This is a genomic window from Mucilaginibacter rubeus (genome assembly GCF_003286415.2).
GTDB classification, from domain to species: Bacteria; Bacteroidota; Bacteroidia; order Sphingobacteriales; family Sphingobacteriaceae; genus Mucilaginibacter; species Mucilaginibacter rubeus_A.
Window position 1 is genome coordinate 84,330 of the sequence record NZ_CP043450.1, and the last position, 16,181, is coordinate 100,510.

A 16,181-nucleotide genomic window follows, 5' to 3' on the forward strand; every position below is an offset into this window, starting at 1 on the left:
TTGTTAACGATCATGGTTATATAACTTAACAACTTCGCGTACCTCAATGCTGCCGCCGATCTTATATATCGGGTTGGCTTTAGCCAGTTCCACGGCCTCATCAAGGGTTTCTGTTTTAATGATAACGTAGCCGCTGATGAATTCCTTGATCTCGGTGTAAGGTCCGTCGGTTATGGCTGCGCCATTATTTACTATTCTCGCATTAGCCGCCGATAACGAATTTCCTTTATCTACCAGTTTATTTTGCGCGGCTATGCTGGCCAGCCAATTTGTTCTTTCCTGAATTTGTTCGGGTGTGGGCTGTGCGTCAGCGTGTTTACTCATCCGGAATATTAATGCAAACTCTTTCATGGTTTCATTTTATAATAAGGTTTAACTCACTGCAGTTGCACTTTGAATATCATTACAAATCTGGTCATAATCAACCATAAAATCGGGAGCAGCGGTTCCCTCAATAATGAGCGGAATAATGGTCTCTATGCCCATGTAGTTCAAAATGGTCTGAAGATAATTAACGATGTAATCATTTACCGGGTCAAATCCGCTATTGGTATAGTTACCTCCTGCTGTTATGGCAAGGTAAACAACTTTATCTTTTAATAATCCAATCCTGCTGCCATCCCGCTGATAGGCTATAGTATGGCCAAAGCGCACAATCTGATCAATATAAGCCTTTAAAGCGGCGTGTATACCAAAATTATACATCGGTGCTCCTAAAACGATGATATCAGCTGCTTTTATTTCGCGGAGCACCGCGTCCGAATAACTTAATTTTTGATTCTCATCATCGCTTCTCTCTGCTTCATTTTTAAATAATGCTGAAATATGCAGGCCATCCAGATAGGGGAGTTCGGCGGCCAATAAATCACGTTCGGCAATCTTACATTCTTTATGCTGATTACAAAGTTGTTTGATAATGGCGCGTGCAAGCTTAACGCTGTGACCATGTTCGCCCTTGGGGCTGGAAATAATGTGCAGTATATTTTTCATCGACAAGTTTTTAGCCAGATGACGACTAACAACCTTTAATGGGGACAAAGTGATGGCGATACGAGTGAGAAAATTTAATAAATAGTGATTTGCTATTTAGAGCTGATTTTAAGGAAGAAAAAAATTAAGAAAAAAATTGCGTAACTCATAAGTTACCTATATCTTTATGTAACTTATGAGTTACCTATTATTGAAAGGTTATTCGATATGTAGACTGTTTTATGTCCGGAATAATAACAGGGGAGTCGACGGGCTCTGAATATGAGATCGAAAGCCAATAAATAATCAATTATTCAACTAAAAGATCAAAAAAATGACAACAACAGATTTTAGCACAACCTTAATGGTAAATCAAACACCTGAAGAAGTTTTTGATGCCATAAAAAACGTTCGCGGCTGGTGGTCTGGCCTGCATGCAGAAAGCTTTGACGGAGAATCGGATAAACTTGGTGATGAGTTTTCTTTTTTTGCCGGCGATGGCGCGCATTATACTAAGCATAAGCTTGTTGAACTGGTTCCATCCAAAAAAATAACCTGGTTGGTAACAGATAGTAAATTAACCTTTGTACCAAACCAAACCGAGTGGACCGGCACAAACCTATCTTTTGATATTTCGGCCGAGGGCGATGCCACAAAAATTGTGTTTACGCATAAGGGCCTGGTTCCGGAATTTGAATGCTACAGCGCTTGCGCACCAGCCTGGACACAATATGTTCAGCAGCAATTACCAAATTGGATAGCTACAGCCACTGCGACTAAAGCGGTATAGGCAGGCAACAATGTCTGATGCTTTTGGTAGCCGGGGCTGCAAAAACGCAATGCTATTTGCGTAATTGCTCCGGCTCCAAATTGCCTACCTGTTTAGATAAACCTAAAAAATCAAAATAGTTCCAGCCTGAAGTGAGAACGCCGTCCTCAATTTTCGCGATTGTGACTCCGCTAAAATGTACCTCTTTACCCGTTGCTGTATGTATCCCGAATACATTAACCAAGGCGGCAATTTCATCGCCCTCGGATATCATTTTTTCAATATCAAACTTAAGGTTTGAATATACTTTCCTGAAATCGTCATAAAAATCTTTGAAAAGATGTGACCCTGTAAATGTCTCGCCTACTCCGTGTACTTTAACATCGGGATGCAGCATTTCGTCCATAACTGCCGGGTTGCTGTTATTCCATACTTCGGTAAACCAGCGGATGATAAAATCTTTGTTTGTGTTGTTCATGGTTGTTGGTTTAAGTATTAATGAGATTGAATTTATGGTTGTACTAATGTAAGTATTTAATTATCAAAGTTTAACGAAAAAAAACAGATGCTTTGAATACCGAACTTAAACGAAAAATGCTTTTTCAGTTAGGTCACCGCCTGCACAGAATTCGCATCTTTAACACGGTATTGTCAATAATGAAGCATAAGGCGGATAATAGGCCATTCTTATTATATTTATATCGTTATCATATTGATTTTTCATGATGCCTGAGTTTTTCCATTCCTTTATACATCTGCTTTTTATAGGTATTATCGCATTGTTTCCGGTTGTAAACCCGATAGGTTCGGCGTTAATCATTCTACCTTACTTTGCTAATCTTGATGCTGCCGAAAAGCGAAAGGCCGTGAATAAAATTACAGTATATGCTTTTTCAATCTGTACGGTTTCATTGTTTGCGGGGCATTGGATCCTGGAATTGTTTGGAATTTCCATTCCTGTTATTCAGCTGGCAGGCGGGATTATGATCTGTAAAATGGGCTGGGAGTTTTTATCATCCGATAAGCAGGATAGCGATCCACAGGAAAGTCCGGTTGATGGTGCAAAGCCGTCCGGGTATCATAATATAGAAGACAAGCTATTCTATCCCATTACATTCCCCATCACAACAGGGGCCGGCACAATTTCTGTATTGTTTACGCTTAGCGCGCACAGCGCCTCTCCCGATATGAAAGACTATTTTATTAATACCGGCGCTATCATGCTTTCCATCATTTTTATGTGCGTGCTCATCTACATATTTTACCTGAACACCAAAACGCTTGTCGCTTTTCTGGGCTCAAACGGCGAAAAAATATTTAACAGGATTACTTCATTTTTGATATTCTGCGTGGGGCTTCAGATTGCTTTTACCGGCATAAAAAGCCTATTCAAATTATAATTTGATAGATTGTAAAAAAGCGCTTACCTGGCGCATATAATCCAACAGAACTTTACCTTCGGAAATCTGTTTAAACTTGAAAACTATCACCAACCAATATGTCTATAACCAATAAATCGATTTTGCTGGCCGCCATGGGGCTTGGCACTTTAATAGGCCGGGTAAACGCGCAGTCGCTGCCGCCTGTTGAAACACAAAAGGCCAACAGCGAATACAAACCTGCTTTTACCGGGCAAACCCGCATTGGCGGTATCCAAACCAAAACCAAGCTAAATGTTACTATAATCAATCATCAACTTAAATCGCCATGGGCTTTACGTTGTTTGCCTGACGGCCGTTTCCTGATCACCGAAAAGGGCGGCACTATGCGGATACTGAAAGCCGATGGTAGTTTTGATAAAAACATAGAAGGGCTGCCGGCAATAGCTGTTGGTGGCCAGGGTGGTTTACTGGATGTGAATTTCGATTCATCGTTTGCAAAGGACAGGACATTATTCTGGACTTATTCCGAGCAGGTGGAAGGCGGCTTCCAGTTGGCGGTGGCCAAAGGAAAATTATCTGCCGATGACAGTAAACTTGAAAATGTACAGGTGATCTATCATGCCAAACCGGCCTACAATGGGCATTTGCAGTTTGGCTCACGCGTGGTATTTGATAAGCAAGGGGACCTGTTTGTGAGTACTGGTGAGCATGGTGCCGAAGATATCCGCATGAAAGCCCAGGATCTGGGTGCGGCAGTAGGTAAGGTTGTTCACATCACCCGAGATGGTAAAGCCGTTCCAGGCGGACCGTTCGCCGGCAAAAGCGGTGTGCTGCCCGAGATTTATGCCTACGGTTTAAGAAATCCCGAAGGCATGACCACCAACCCGGTAACAGGCGAACTATGGGAAGCCGAATTTGGTCCGCGCGGAGGCGATGAGATTAATATCATCCGTGCCGGTAAAAACTATGGCTGGCCTGTGGTTACTTATGGTATTGAATATAGCGGTCAAAAGGTAGGGGATGGTATACAACAAAAAGAGGGTGTAACCCAACCCATTTACTATTGGGACCCAAGTATATCGCCATGCGGTATCACTTTCTATACCGGCAACCTGATCCCCGAATGGAAAAACAACCTGTTTGTAGGTGCACTTGGTGGTTCGCATATTGCCAGGCTGGTCATTAAAAATAACAAAGTAGTTGCCGAAGAGCGTTTGTTGAAAGATAAAAACGAACGCTGGCGTTCGCTGGTTACCGGTAAGGATGGTGCTTTATACGGCGTAACAGATAACGGCAATTTGTATAGGATAGGTAAGTAACTTGCTTCAGAATATCAATTGATAAAACGCCGGGCAGTAATTGCCCGGCGTTTTTTATTGAAACAGCGACGGTTTATGGCACTTTTTACCGAATCTGTGGCATAAATCAGGGATAGTTTAATATTTGCTTTTATTTTACCAAACGTTCGGTATATTTGACTTGTAATTAGAAACAAGGCACTCATACATCCAAATTTAAAAGCATGCGCACTCAAAAAGTTAACCCCGAAAATGTAGACCTGAAGCTGTTTGAAACCTTCAGCGAATTAGGGTACGATGGTGCATCAATGGAGGCCCTGGCAAAGGCTACCGGTTTAAAAAAGGCCAGCTTGTACCACCGTTTTCCTAATGGTAAAAAAGAAATGGCTAAACATGCCCTGGAAATCGTAGAGCAGTGGATCCTGCAACATATTGTAGCAGAATCAGCGAATAAAAATGTACCGGCATCGGCAAGACTAAAAAAGATGATTGCCTCCGTTGATGAACTATATAACGGCGGCGCTAATAATTGCCTGCTTCGTACATTATCCATCGGTACAGATGCAAATGCCTTTAAAGAAAGCGTGACCAATTGCTTTAACTTACTTGCTGACGGTTTTACAGACGTGGCCATTGAGTTAGGCGTGTTGCCGGATAAGGCTAAGCAAAATGCCAGGCTCATTAACCAAACTATTCAAGGCTCACTTGTGCTTACCGGGGCAACCGGCGATAAAAGCTACTTTAAAAACAGCCTTGAAAGAATCCCCGAATTATTAACAGCATAATTAAATAAACATAGCGCTGATACGCGCAAGGAATAGAACATTTTTTTTATCTATATAAATTACCGAACGTTCGGTAAAATAAATCAAAAACCAAACAAGTACTTTAAAATTAAACATCATGAAAAATCAAACACAACATCACTTCATTAAGATCAATGGCGTGAACATTTTTTATCGCGAAGCCGGGCCAAAAGACGCACCTGTATTGGTATTACTGCACGGCTATCCAAGCTCTTCGCACATGTACCGGAACCTGATCAATGATCTGTCAGATAAATACCACCTGATCGCGCCCGATTATCCCGGTTATGGCAGAAGCGAGCAGCCTCCAATTGCAGAGTTTGCTTATACTTTTGAAAACTTTGCCGCAATTGTTACCGAACTGCTGAGCCAGCTCCAGATCAGTAAATACAGCTTATACCTTATGGATTACGGTGCACCGGTTGGCTGGCGTATCGCCTCGGCTAATCCCGAACGTGTGGAAACCCTAATTGTTCAAAATGGTTGTGCTTATGATGAAGGGCTGGAAACATTCTGGGACCCGATCAAAGCTTATTGGAAAGATCATAACGACAAAGTAGCGGAAGCCACACTAAGGACTTTTCATGACGTTAACGGCCTGAAATGGCAATACACCCACGGTGTGCCTGATACCAACCTGATTAGTCCTGATAACTGGGAGATAGACCTGCGCCACCTGGAAAGGCCGGAAAATGGTCAAATCCAATTGGATCTGTTCTATGATTACCGCACTAATGTTGATTTATACCCTAAATGGCAGGAATACCTGCGCACACAAAACCCCGAAATGTTAATCGTATACGGCAAAAACGATTATATATTCCCGGTAGCAGGCGCGGAGGCTTTCAAAAAAGATGTTAAAAATCTGGAATACCATTTATATGATGCAGGCCACTTCGCCCTGGAAAGCCACGGTAACGAAATAGCCGCTACTGTCAGGCAGTTCCTGGATAAAAAGACAGGCAAGTAAAAACTAATCCTGAAAAAAATAAAGCCTGCCATAAAAATTTGCTATAGCAGGCTTTATTTTTGACCACACATTTTATGCCTTATGAGTGATCATGAACGATACATGCAACGCTGCCTTCAATTAGCAGAACAAGCCGCTGCCGAAGGCGAAAGCCCTGTAGGCTGCGTTATTGTGAAAGACGGCGTAATCATCGGCGAAGCTTTTGAGCAGAGCCGTAAGCTAAAAGATATTACCCGCCATGCCGAAACATTAGCTGTTTTAAACGCTGTTAAAGATCACGGCAGTTGCGAAGGGGCCGTTCTCTATTCAAACGTTGAGCCCTGCATCCTTTGTTCATACGTAATCAGGCATCACAAAATTAAGCAGGTAGTTTTCACCAAAGCCTGCGGCGAATTAGGCGGAACTGGTCCCCTGTTTCCGATTTTAACTGCCGATGTAGCATCTTGGACAAAGGCCCCGGCGGTTACGCAATATCCCTGACCAAGCTCATCAATTCTTTTGTACCGGCGTTATCCTGAACTCCGTTTTGTAGCTATTTCGGAGGATACCGATGTATTGGAATTGTCCGATCTTATCTTCAGTAAGCATCTTAAACAGATTGTCCGACGTTTCAACCGGTTGGCTGTTGAATGAATAGATAATATCCCCGCTCAGGATCCCTGCTTTATCAGCAGGGCTTCCGGCAGCAACTTCTGAAACAAACAATGCCTGTTTATTTGATACCTCATGAATTGCACGGAGTTTGGGTACAAGATCAATCTGCTGCATAACCACACCCAGGTAGGCCCTTTTAACCTTGCCGAACCTGATGAGCTGATTGGCGATATCTTTTGCCGTATTAATACTGATGGCAAAACAAATCCCCTGAGCGCCTCTGATCACCGCTGTATTTACACCTACTACTTCACCATCTCCATTTACTAATGGTCCGCCGGAATTTCCTGGGTTTAACGCGGCATCCGTCTGGATCATGCTGTCCATCAACCTACCGCCCTGACCTTCCAGCGTTCTCCCCAGGGCGCTAACCACTCCTGCCGTTACCGTATGCTGAAATCCTAATGGATTGCCGATAGCAATCACCAGTTGGCCTATTTTTAGTTGATCGGCATCGCCAAATTTTACCGGTGTAAACTCGGCTCCGTTAACTTTAAGAATGGCTAAATCGGTGTCCTGGTCTTCACCAATAAGTTCGGCCGGGTGGGTAGTACCGTCATGCATTTTAACGGAGATCTTTTTGGCGTTGTGTATCACATGGCTGTTGGTAAAAAGATATCCATCCGAAGAAAATAAAAAACCCGATCCCGTTCCGGCAGCCTGCTCCTTGCCGTTTACATTACTAAAAATTTCTATTTTTACAACCGCTGTCTTCACCTTGTCGACAGCGTTGATAATTGTAGCTGAGTAGCTATCCATAATAATCCTTTCAAAAAGCCCGCCTCAAATTGCATTCCTGCTTTCAAAAGACTATCGATCAAATCTTTTTTTACGTCCTTTTGTCTGTTTCTTACTCAGCAACTGGTTATTATGGCAGTTAATGGAGGATTATTGCCGAAAAACAAAACCGCCCGGTTATGGCTGATACCATTTACCGGGGCGGCTTTATAAATTAATTAGGATAGTGCTTTGTTAAAAAGTGGTTGGTACGTTGTTATGGGTATAGTTTGTCCAGCAGAGGAAGCCGATATCGCCATTGGGTAAACCATTGCTGTCGCATACGTAGTTGCTGGCGATATAACTGGTTTCGGTAGTACCGTAATGACGGTTAGCCACCTCGATACCCGGCCAGATAGGATTGTTAACATTACCATTAGGTGAGCATGGTGGCGATACGGTGCCGTGCATCAGCTTATACTGGTAGTTAAATCCGGTTAACAAACGACTGCTGCTGGCCGAATAAATAGAAAGATCGCCCTGGATCCCGGCAATATTGGCTGCATAGCTTAAACCGGTAAGTGAGTACTGGTAGTGCACATAATCGTTATGTGAGCCGCAGATCTCGCCATTCATTGAACCGTCAGAAGCAATTACGTTTGGCAATACGGTTTTTACCGCGGTAACGCCGTTTTGGTATACAGTCTGGCTGTCTTCAAATATGCCGATAGCCATTTTAGCATAACCTGCAGATACATTCCAGTTGTTGTTGAAGTTAGGCACGTTGTTGATGTAATTATCTTTCATGTTGTTCAGAAAGTTTACAAACTGCGTGTTTTCGGCGGTGGTCCAGCCGCCGCCAACGCCGCTGGCCGGGATGTAATATTTGATAATTTCGGCGGCTGCAGCAAAAGTAGGTGCGGCCCATGAAGCCTCAAGTGAGGCCTGGTTGGGCTGTGAGCCGGTTACGCTGAAGTTTTGGAAGCTATTGGCCCAGCCATCAAGAATTTGTTTTACAGTTGTGGCGTAAGCTGCGGTGCCGGTTTTAGCCCAGCGTAGTGCCAGGGCATAGCTTAGCAGGGCATCGCCTTTAAAAGCAATTTCATCAGGAGTGGTAACGCCGCCCGCTACCTGTACGGTGGCTTTGTAGGCACCACTTGGGCTGTGGTTATTGCAATAGTTAAGCACAAACTGATAAGCAGCCAACCGGTTGGCATCATTTGAATTGGCTTGTTGTGCAACATAATCAAGGGTTTGCTTGGTGTTAAGAATACCCGGATGGACAAAACCTGTGGCCTGAGTTTTTAACGCAGGTTTAGCAGCTGCATCATCTTGCGCTGCCGGCGAAACCTGTTTTTTGGTGCAATAAGTAAAAAATAAGGCCACGAAAAGTGCCAGGCCCAATAGGGTTGCAAAGGTAGTTTTTGGTTTGTTGTTCATAAATTGGCTTTTTAGTTTACAATTGTTTACCCGGCATGAAGCCATAAAGACAAGCCGTTTACGGGCTGTCGGGCCCGGCTTTTTTCTGCTTAGCATACGGTCTTACTGTTGTATCAGGCGATACCGGATAATTGGTTTGATAAAAGCAAATCTATTGTAAACTATTGATTAAAAGCAAGATATGAGCCGGTCGATACGCTTTGTCCGCAAAGGTACTATCTGCTGGTGGCGATGTTTTAGCAGAAAAAAAAGTTAAATTTTTTTTGCATGATACGGTTTGTGCACGTAATAAACGTGTAGTTAGGGTTGACATACAACGGTCATAGCCAGCTAAAAACTATTGTAATTACCTTTTTCATTATCGCGGCCGGAGGCTTCGACCTTGAAAAAGGTAACACAATTATTAAAAAAAGGTACAGCCGACCTGGTTGCCTATGGCCGTCATTTTATTGCCAATCCTGATTTGGTTTACCGTTTTAAAAATGGGCTTGAATTAAACGCCTATGACCGCGATACTTTTTATGGAGGTGACGCCCGCGGCTACATCGACTATCCTGTTTATGAGGAACGGCTTAGTGCATAAGTCTTCACTAAACATAAAAAGGCCGCTTCAACCAGCGGCCTTTGTTGCTTAAAAAGAATTTTGGCAATCAGCGTGTTTGATTGCACTATAGTGATTTAAGGCTATATGAAACATTAATGTTTAATTAAGTATAAAATAGCCTCTTCTCTAAAAAATAAAGGATATCACTTGTTACGGTAGATATATCATTTCTGTTTTTAAGACTCAGATAAATGTTACCACCTATATCGGCCGGCATCTTTACACCCTCTTCCCGAATTATTAAGACCCGTTCCTTACCCTTCGATTTTATAAAATAGCCTGCTTCAAATATCACATTGTCTCTGGGGGATGCCTGATGTTGGTTGTTGTCCAAGCGGTCGTCGGCTGTAAATAAGAAAATACCACACTGACATGTATTGGAAGCGTGCTCAATTTCTTCTAATATAGTTCCGCCCTGTAAAAAGTTGGTTTGATATTCTTTAACTTTTAAGTTTAATCTGCCAGTAAGGAAAGTTATAATTGAATTAGCCGTATCCTTAGCTGCACCAGAATAACCCAAAAAAACCTGGTATCTGCTGTTTACAGATCTTTTCCATGCATTAAATCTGCCGATAAAGTACTCGTCATTATTAAACCAATTATTATCTGCATTCGGAGGTATCGAGGTATAAATAAATCCTCCTCCATTATAAAAAATGCCTCTTTCCTCAATCCCATCTTCAGATAATATCAATAAAGGTAACTTTAATGAGGCAGCTAATGCCCCTTCATAATGATTATATTCTGTTGGAGTCCCTATACTTGTACCTCCCGCCGCCAGTTTTATATTTCTGGACAACCCAAGTATAACTGCACCATCACATTTTTTAATTATATCATAAACGTTGGTGAAGTTCCACGGCAGTTCTTCAGCGAGGCCGGCTTCCAGGAAAATCTGAGGTTCAAAGCCTGCATCCTTAATTTTATTTATTATCGCCGTTTTAATTTGCTTTTGTGGTGAATCACGCTCAAGCTTGTAGATACAACTAATAAATATTTTGGGTTTGTATTCCATGGCAATTTTTTAATTGGAAAATATTAGCTTTAAAGTATTTATATCATTCAATATTTTCGGTAATTCATTTTTGGGGTAATCTGGCAGTCTATTTTCAAACATCACTTCGTATAAATTTCAACGGCGAATCGTCCAGTAATGGCCTCAACTTTTCCAATTGTTCTTCAGTTGAAGTTTTCATCCAGCCTTCTGGCGCGCTTTTATAAGCGTCTTCTAAAACAATTTTTGCTTTTTCTTCATCCTCTAAACCAAGATATGCCTCTCCCATAGTTGCTTTTACCCAATACCAGTTTTTTAAACACCCTGTAAGTATACTTTCGGGAACTTTCCCAGCATCAGGCAGAGGATTATTTTTAAGCCATTGTTCACATATGATCAAGACTTCACGCCTGGCGTTACGGGCGGTGATATAGTCGGCAATGGCTTGAGCAGGGACTGTTGATTGTGAAGCACGAACATTTAAAAGAAAGGCATAGTTGATTCCGTTATAATGATCATTCATTATGTAGAAGCCTCTTTCGTAAGAATGGACTGCTTTATCAAGAAAAATTTTGTCTTTAGTTATTTCCCATAGCCTTTTATGTATAGCTCCCCAAAGGCCAAGTGTTTCACTATCATTTGATGTTTCAGGATTCAATGTATTCAGCAACTTTTGCGCATCTAATAAAGCCGTTTTTTCGTCGGGTATTTTGCTTTTATAGGTAGCCAGGGCTAAGCGCTGCAGGATATATGGGTCTTCCTGTATTATAAATGGATTTAAATCTGTCTTTTTGGGTATTTCATCTTTCATCATCTGATAAATCAATGACAACACTGTTTTTGCAGTATCCCAGTCTCCTTTTTTTTGAGCTTCATCAGCCTTCGCCATCAAGGCACTATGTGTTTCTGATTTTAATGCAGTATCCGCCAATTCCGTATTGATTTTGTTGGAACCTCTATTTTGTTCCTCACTGCTTTTATCAACGCTTTCCTGTACTATCGATTGAACAGCAGCAGCTATTTCGGGTGGGGTAAGCCCAGTAAGATATGTATAAACAGGGCTATCCATAGCACGTGGAGTGACTTGCATTATTTTAACGATAGCATCTGTTAATTGTTCACGAAAACGCATGACCTCTTCAAAGCCGATATCTTCCCCCAAATGATGGTATTTTCTGATCGTAATATGATTAATGTCAAACGGAAAAGCTTTAATCCCATCTTCGGCAATAATTATTGTAGTGAAAGGACGTAGGGCGTGTCGTACACCTAATTCATAAAAAGCATTTTTATTTGAGGTAGAGAGATCTGCAATTACTACATCGGCTTTAAGTAACTGCTCATACATCGGGACGTCAATTAAACCTGAATGAACTATCTCATCGGCCCGGATGCATTTTAACCCGGCTGCCTCAACGGCTGGCTTAATCATATACCGATAAGATTTATCAAGGTCTAAAACCCGGTTGGTTTCAAAATCCGTCTTTTTACCAAAACCCATCACTACAAAACAGGTGCCCTGTTGATTTTCAGTGCTAATTGTCGACATTTTTTTAAAGTTTAAAATCAATAATTTTATATCTCATCAATCCTGACCACTTCCACATCCGCACTCATTTCCCGGGCCTTTTCAACCATGTGTTGGGTGCCTCCTTTATCGTCACCTCCTTGTCCATCCCACAAAGCAATAAGGTTCATATTTTCACCACCGCTTTTCAAGGCATCATCAAGCATCCATAAGTTGGCCTGCTCCCATATAGTTAAACTTTTATCTTCATTTGCTGCCAATATTGAAAATGGCACTACCTGTAGCAAATGATCAAACCGCTCATCCCAGGTTTGCCCGGCAAATGATACTGATGCCTTTTTAAATTCAGCTGGAGGGAGGGCAAGGTATACTGTTGAAGGGATACCAAGTTCTATACATAATTCATGAAAAAGTATATCGCCCCCACAAGCGCCACCAGCAATACCCATGAAACTTGCATCCGCATTGTTGATGGCTTCCGATAGTTTGTCTTTTATTTTTATCCGGGCATCGTGTTCTTTATATGCCGGGAATCTTTCTTTAGGTCGGCCGGCTTTGTCAATCATATGCCCGGTAAACAGTATGTAATGCGTCATTTAAATCAGTTTATTCTTTTAAAAAAGGGCCAAAATGGTTCTTTACGGATACCTGCTCTTGTCCCACCTTTTCTCCTATTTCTTTTAATTTACCAATGTTTTTTACAGAATCCATTTGCCGGATATCATTTGAATCAATTTTGTCAAATCCCAGATCAATCAATCCCTTCGTGCTCAAATCGGCATTGTAGCGCATATATCTGAAATGACGGTTAGTATCGGTAGTGTCATCAATAATGTTGCCTGCACTGTCCATTGGTACCATGTCATGCAACTCCCTGTCTATAGGCGCGCCAAAAACACACCGGCCAACAGTGCGGCAATTGATATCCTGATCAACCTGCATAGCATACATCAGGTTGCCCGGCAATTCTTTTAATGTATCCAACAGGTTACTATAGATACCCTCAGTCGGAGCCGCCCCAGTACCTATTGATACGATCATCAGCTTATCTTCGCCGGTCTCCCAGTTTAATCTATAAGCGCGCTGAGTGGCCATTCTGTATAACAAAAATGCAGGGTTATTGTAAGGGGTTACGCCGCCATCTACAAATACAAATGTTTTATCAGGATTTTTAGGGTCCCATTGCAGGGTCTCCGGCCTGAAGTAGGCCGGGGCAGCAGTACTTGCGCGCACCAATTGATAAAGAGGTATTTTTAAATTACAGTCAGGTCTGGACCTGTCATTGTATTTTGCAAAAGGGTTGTTACTGATAGGCCATGGCGAATCGGTAGATCTGTTCATGGTTACTACAAGTAATAACGTTTTAAACGCTTCATTTTCCAGACCTATATCATGCGAACCAAAAGTTTGCTTGAGTTGAGCGAGCAGAGGGCCATCGTTGTAAAAATATTTTACTTTATTTAAAAGAAAGGCTTTATCAAACATAGCCTCGCCTTTATCTTCATAAAACTTCATTAATTGATTTACAGACATACCAAGAGATAGACCTGCTGCAATTATTGCACCAGTACTTGTCCCGCCTATGTAGTCAAAATAATCCGACAAACGGAAGCTATCATCCTTTTTTAATTCTGTTTTTAATTGCTGTTCTATTTCGGCCAAAATACCCAGCGTAAGTACACCGCGGATGCCGCCGCCATCTAAGGCAAGCATTTTGCGTTTTTTAATTGTTTCGTACCTGTTTTGAAGATGTCCCCAGTTTGCCATAACAAGTTGTTTAGGTTAATTTTTTTAATAAAATCAATGATATATTAATCTAATATGTAATATATTTAAGGGTGTCAGGTGTTGATGATGTTTATTTATAATCATCTAATTTATAAATACTTATGTTTTATTTTCATCTAAGTTACCGAAGCGGATCGGAAAACCCAATAGGTGTTTTCACGGTATTTTAATATTTCTTTGCTCGGGTAAAAAGAGAAGATTTTCTTAAGAATAGTATTGAAAAAAGAGGCTTCAATTATCCTTTGCATACGGAATGGGTAATAAGAGTAGAAGCGCTCGCCGGGAGCCTTGTTTACTCCCCATTAGCATAAATGTTTTTAATTGCTTGCTGCATTTAACAGTAAGGTAATATCGCTATATTTACTTTGCACAGAAATGGCAGCGTTACAATCCCTTACCGATCCCGAACTGATTTCCTTATTAAAAGAAGGCAGGGAAGACGCTTTTACCGAAATTTACCTGAGATACTGGAAGCTTTTGTACAATAGTGCCAATAGTGTATTGGCCAATGATGAACTGGCAAAAGATATTGTTCAAAACGTTTTTATCAGCATCTGGCAGCGACGTGCCGATGTGGAAATCCAAAATTTAAAGGCATACCTGCAGCAGGCTGTACGTTTCGCGGTGTTTAAATCAATCAGGGAGCAAAAAGTAAATGATGCCTTTTACGAACGACTTGCCCAGGTTACCGTAGAGATCATTCATGATAATCCCCTGTTGTATAAAGAGCAGCAAGCCTTATTGAACATGCTGATCAATACCCTGCCATTGGATTGCCGGGAGGCTTACCATTTAAGCCGGGAAGAAAATTTAACCTACAAGCAGATTGCCTTTCAATTAGGCATCTCCGAAAAAACAGTGGAAAAGCGGTTGTCTAAATCTTTAAACCATATCCGTAATGGTTTAACTGTAGGTACTTGCGTGGCAGTTATCATGCACTGCGTTTAGCTGATTAAATCTTAAAAAAAAAATCATTTTTAGCGTAGGGTGTCCACCTGTTTTTGGTACTTAAGATCAAAGCAGCATGGAAAAGCCCATTTTTTTTGAACTCATAGATAAATACATAGCCGGGAAAGCTACAGCCCAGGAGCAATCCCTGTTAGAAGAATATTATAAAAGGTTATCGGAGGATACCTCATCATCTCTCAGTTCCGAACAAGAACAGGCCTTGCAACAATTGATGTTGCAGAATATCAGGTTGAAGATGAATGAGGCGATTTCTACAACCCCGGTTAGGCATATTTCCTATTTTACACGATACATCGCGGCGGCTGCGGTGATCCTGGCTTTCTTAAGCATCGGGACTTACTTTTATTTAAAGCCCACAAGGCCAACCGCTGCACAGCTAAGTGCCATTAAAAGCGATGTTGCTCCCGGCACTAATAAGGCTATACTTACCCTGGCAAACGGCAGTCAGATTACCCTTAACAACGCGCAAAACGGCAACCTTGCACAACAGGGAGCTACAACAATACATAAAGCGGGTAGCGGGCTTATTTCTTACCTGATAGGCGATAACAGCAATCAGCAAACCGAAACTGGTAATAAAACGCCTGAATATAATACCATTACAACGCCACGCGGCGGCGAGTACAAGATTATCCTGCCCGATGGGACCCAGGTATGGCTTAACGCTGCTTCATCTATCCGTTTCCCTGTCGCTTTTTCGGGTAATGAGCGAAATGTGGAAACTACCGGCGAAGTTTATTTTGAAGTTACCAAGGATAAACATAAGCCTTTTACAGTTACCACCGGCAAGCAAACCATTACTGTTTTGGGTACCCATTTTAACGTGATGGCCTATCCCGAAGAAGCCCATATTGTAACCACGTTGCTTGAAGGATCGGTGGAAATTACCGATGGAACCAACACTAAATTTTTAAGGCCACATCAGCAGGCTATATCCGGTGAGGATATTATTGTTACAGATGCTAATGAAGATGAAGCTGTAAACTGGAAAAATGGGATAACCTCTTTTTCAGATGCCGATATCAAAACCATTATGCGCATGGTATCCAGATGGTACGATGTGGATGTGGAATATCAGGGGCAGCCCTCAAGTCGGTTGTTTACCGGCTCTATCTCCAGGAAATCAAACCTGTCCGAACTGTTAAGAATATTAACCCTTACCCATATCCGCTTTACGCTGGAAGGTAAGCGGCTCATCGTAAAATAATAGCTAAACTAATCTTTAACCCCTAATGAATTGATATGGAGAAATAAGCACCCTTTAGGGAACTCATAAAAAAGCCGGAAGTGCTG

Annotated in this window: 18 protein-coding genes; 9 read left to right on the forward strand and 9 right to left on the reverse strand. The window is 41.8% G+C overall.

Going from position 1 to position 16,181, the window contains the following annotated elements; translation table 11 throughout:
• Positions 1 to 3: 3 nt before the first annotated feature.
• Together DEO27_RS00340 and DEO27_RS00345 are read right to left on the reverse strand one after the other, a co-directional pair.
• Positions 4 to 351, reverse strand: a complete 348-nt coding sequence (locus DEO27_RS00340) for a YciI family protein (RefSeq protein WP_112573406.1) — start codon at positions 349 to 351, stop codon at positions 4 to 6.
• Positions 352 to 372: 21 nt separating this feature from the next.
• Entirely contained in the window at positions 373 to 990 is a 618-nt protein-coding gene (locus tag DEO27_RS00345) for an FMN-dependent NADH-azoreductase (RefSeq protein WP_112573408.1), read from the reverse strand.
• 313 nt (positions 991 to 1,303) lie between these two features.
• On the opposite strand from DEO27_RS00345, the gene DEO27_RS00350 reads away from it, so the two are divergent.
• Positions 1,304 to 1,759, forward strand: a complete 456-nt coding sequence (locus DEO27_RS00350; protein ID WP_112573410.1) for an SRPBCC family protein — start codon at positions 1,304 to 1,306, stop codon at positions 1,757 to 1,759.
• Between the two features lie 52 nt (positions 1,760 to 1,811).
• Here the strand turns inward: DEO27_RS00350 and DEO27_RS00355 are convergent, their stop codons facing one another.
• Positions 1,812 to 2,216, reverse strand: a complete 405-nt coding sequence (locus DEO27_RS00355) for an ester cyclase (protein ID WP_112573412.1) — start codon at positions 2,214 to 2,216, stop codon at positions 1,812 to 1,814.
• A gap of 244 nt (positions 2,217 to 2,460) precedes the next feature.
• On the opposite strand from DEO27_RS00355, the gene DEO27_RS00360 reads away from it, so the two are divergent.
• The 5 genes from DEO27_RS00360 (at position 2,461) to DEO27_RS00380 (ending at position 6,674) form a co-directional block, all read left to right on the forward strand.
• The gene (locus DEO27_RS00360; RefSeq protein ID WP_223818110.1) at positions 2,461 to 3,138 is read left to right on the forward strand and encodes a MarC family protein; all 678 of its coding nucleotides are present in this window, start codon (positions 2,461 to 2,463) and stop codon (positions 3,136 to 3,138) included.
• A 98-nt stretch (positions 3,139 to 3,236) separates the two neighbouring features.
• Positions 3,237 to 4,439 carry a PQQ-dependent sugar dehydrogenase gene (locus DEO27_RS00365; RefSeq protein WP_112573414.1) on the forward strand — a complete coding sequence of 401 codons (1,203 nt, stop codon included), beginning with the start codon at positions 3,237 to 3,239 and terminating at the stop codon, positions 4,437 to 4,439.
• 203 nt (positions 4,440 to 4,642) lie between these two features.
• The gene (locus DEO27_RS00370) at positions 4,643 to 5,203 is read left to right on the forward strand and encodes a TetR/AcrR family transcriptional regulator (RefSeq protein WP_112573416.1); all 561 of its coding nucleotides are present in this window, start codon (positions 4,643 to 4,645) and stop codon (positions 5,201 to 5,203) included.
• Positions 5,204 to 5,321: 118 nt separating this feature from the next.
• Positions 5,322 to 6,194, forward strand: a complete 873-nt coding sequence (locus DEO27_RS00375) for an alpha/beta fold hydrolase (protein WP_112573418.1) — start codon at positions 5,322 to 5,324, stop codon at positions 6,192 to 6,194.
• Positions 6,195 to 6,275: 81 nt separating this feature from the next.
• The gene (locus DEO27_RS00380) at positions 6,276 to 6,674 is read left to right on the forward strand and encodes a nucleoside deaminase (RefSeq protein WP_112573420.1); all 399 of its coding nucleotides are present in this window, start codon (positions 6,276 to 6,278) and stop codon (positions 6,672 to 6,674) included.
• A 9-nt stretch (positions 6,675 to 6,683) separates the two neighbouring features.
• Here the strand turns inward: DEO27_RS00380 and DEO27_RS00385 are convergent, their stop codons facing one another.
• Both DEO27_RS00385 and DEO27_RS00390 read right to left on the reverse strand, forming a co-directional pair.
• Positions 6,684 to 7,607: a S1C family serine protease gene (locus tag DEO27_RS00385; protein WP_112573422.1), complete on the reverse strand. Its 924-nt coding sequence runs from the start codon at positions 7,605 to 7,607 to the stop codon at positions 6,684 to 6,686.
• A gap of 213 nt (positions 7,608 to 7,820) precedes the next feature.
• Positions 7,821 to 9,005 (reverse strand): alginate lyase family protein, encoded by a 1,185-nt coding sequence (locus DEO27_RS00390; RefSeq protein WP_190295291.1) that lies wholly within the window; start codon positions 9,003 to 9,005, stop codon positions 7,821 to 7,823.
• 382 nt (positions 9,006 to 9,387) lie between these two features.
• On the opposite strand from DEO27_RS00390, the gene DEO27_RS00395 reads away from it, so the two are divergent.
• On the forward strand, positions 9,388 to 9,588 hold the full coding sequence (locus DEO27_RS00395; protein ID WP_223818111.1) for a hypothetical protein: 201 nt from the start codon (positions 9,388 to 9,390) through the stop codon (positions 9,586 to 9,588).
• Between the two features lie 124 nt (positions 9,589 to 9,712).
• Here DEO27_RS00395 and DEO27_RS00400 read toward each other — a convergent pair whose 3' ends face one another.
• The 4 genes from DEO27_RS00400 to DEO27_RS00415 form a co-directional block, all read right to left on the reverse strand.
• Positions 9,713 to 10,624 carry a TIR domain-containing protein gene (locus DEO27_RS00400; protein ID WP_112573426.1) on the reverse strand — a complete coding sequence of 304 codons (912 nt, stop codon included), beginning with the start codon at positions 10,622 to 10,624 and terminating at the stop codon, positions 9,713 to 9,715.
• A 94-nt stretch (positions 10,625 to 10,718) separates the two neighbouring features.
• The gene (locus DEO27_RS00405) at positions 10,719 to 12,152 is read right to left on the reverse strand and encodes a TRAFs-binding domain-containing protein (RefSeq protein ID WP_223818112.1); all 1,434 of its coding nucleotides are present in this window, start codon (positions 12,150 to 12,152) and stop codon (positions 10,719 to 10,721) included.
• Between the two features lie 26 nt (positions 12,153 to 12,178).
• Positions 12,179 to 12,727: a hypothetical protein gene (locus tag DEO27_RS00410; RefSeq protein WP_112573430.1), complete on the reverse strand. Its 549-nt coding sequence runs from the start codon at positions 12,725 to 12,727 to the stop codon at positions 12,179 to 12,181.
• A 10-nt stretch (positions 12,728 to 12,737) separates the two neighbouring features.
• The gene (locus DEO27_RS00415) at positions 12,738 to 13,898 is read right to left on the reverse strand and encodes a patatin-like phospholipase family protein (RefSeq protein WP_112573432.1); all 1,161 of its coding nucleotides are present in this window, start codon (positions 13,896 to 13,898) and stop codon (positions 12,738 to 12,740) included.
• Between the two features lie 396 nt (positions 13,899 to 14,294).
• Here DEO27_RS00415 and DEO27_RS00420 point away from each other — a divergent pair, with 396 nt between their 5' ends.
• Together DEO27_RS00420 and DEO27_RS00425 are read left to right on the forward strand one after the other, a co-directional pair.
• On the forward strand, positions 14,295 to 14,867 hold the full coding sequence (locus DEO27_RS00420; RefSeq protein WP_112573433.1) for an RNA polymerase sigma-70 factor: 573 nt from the start codon (positions 14,295 to 14,297) through the stop codon (positions 14,865 to 14,867).
• 76 nt (positions 14,868 to 14,943) lie between these two features.
• On the forward strand, positions 14,944 to 16,095 hold the full coding sequence (locus tag DEO27_RS00425) for a FecR family protein (protein ID WP_112573435.1): 1,152 nt from the start codon (positions 14,944 to 14,946) through the stop codon (positions 16,093 to 16,095).
• Positions 16,096 to 16,181: the final 86 nt, after the last annotated feature.

Bases quoted from the DNA above. Each gene is read 5' to 3' on its own strand.
- DEO27_RS00340 (WP_112573406.1), bottom strand. From the start codon at position 351: ATGAAAGAGTTTGCATTAATATTCCGGATGAGTAAACACGCTGACGCA.
- DEO27_RS00345 (WP_112573408.1), bottom strand. From the start codon at position 990: ATGAAAAATATACTGCACATTATTTCCAGCCCCAAGGGCGAACATGGT.
- DEO27_RS00350 (WP_112573410.1), top strand. From the start codon at position 1,304: ATGACAACAACAGATTTTAGCACAACCTTAATGGTAAATCAAACACCT.
- DEO27_RS00355 (WP_112573412.1), bottom strand. From the start codon at position 2,216: ATGAACAACACAAACAAAGATTTTATCATCCGCTGGTTTACCGAAGTA.
- DEO27_RS00360 (WP_223818110.1), top strand. From the start codon at position 2,461: ATGATGCCTGAGTTTTTCCATTCCTTTATACATCTGCTTTTTATAGGT.
- DEO27_RS00365 (WP_112573414.1), top strand. From the start codon at position 3,237: ATGTCTATAACCAATAAATCGATTTTGCTGGCCGCCATGGGGCTTGGC.
- DEO27_RS00370 (WP_112573416.1), top strand. From the start codon at position 4,643: ATGCGCACTCAAAAAGTTAACCCCGAAAATGTAGACCTGAAGCTGTTT.
- DEO27_RS00375 (WP_112573418.1), top strand. From the start codon at position 5,322: ATGAAAAATCAAACACAACATCACTTCATTAAGATCAATGGCGTGAAC.
- DEO27_RS00380 (WP_112573420.1), top strand. From the start codon at position 6,276: ATGAGTGATCATGAACGATACATGCAACGCTGCCTTCAATTAGCAGAA.
- DEO27_RS00385 (WP_112573422.1), bottom strand. From the start codon at position 7,607: ATGGATAGCTACTCAGCTACAATTATCAACGCTGTCGACAAGGTGAAG.
- DEO27_RS00390 (WP_190295291.1), bottom strand. From the start codon at position 9,005: ATGAACAACAAACCAAAAACTACCTTTGCAACCCTATTGGGCCTGGCA.
- DEO27_RS00400 (WP_112573426.1), bottom strand. From the start codon at position 10,624: ATGGAATACAAACCCAAAATATTTATTAGTTGTATCTACAAGCTTGAG.
- DEO27_RS00405 (WP_223818112.1), bottom strand. From the start codon at position 12,152: ATGTCGACAATTAGCACTGAAAATCAACAGGGCACCTGTTTTGTAGTG.
- DEO27_RS00410 (WP_112573430.1), bottom strand. From the start codon at position 12,727: ATGACGCATTACATACTGTTTACCGGGCATATGATTGACAAAGCCGGC.
- DEO27_RS00415 (WP_112573432.1), bottom strand. From the start codon at position 13,898: ATGGCAAACTGGGGACATCTTCAAAACAGGTACGAAACAATTAAAAAA.
- DEO27_RS00420 (WP_112573433.1), top strand. From the start codon at position 14,295: ATGGCAGCGTTACAATCCCTTACCGATCCCGAACTGATTTCCTTATTA.
- DEO27_RS00425 (WP_112573435.1), top strand. From the start codon at position 14,944: ATGGAAAAGCCCATTTTTTTTGAACTCATAGATAAATACATAGCCGGG.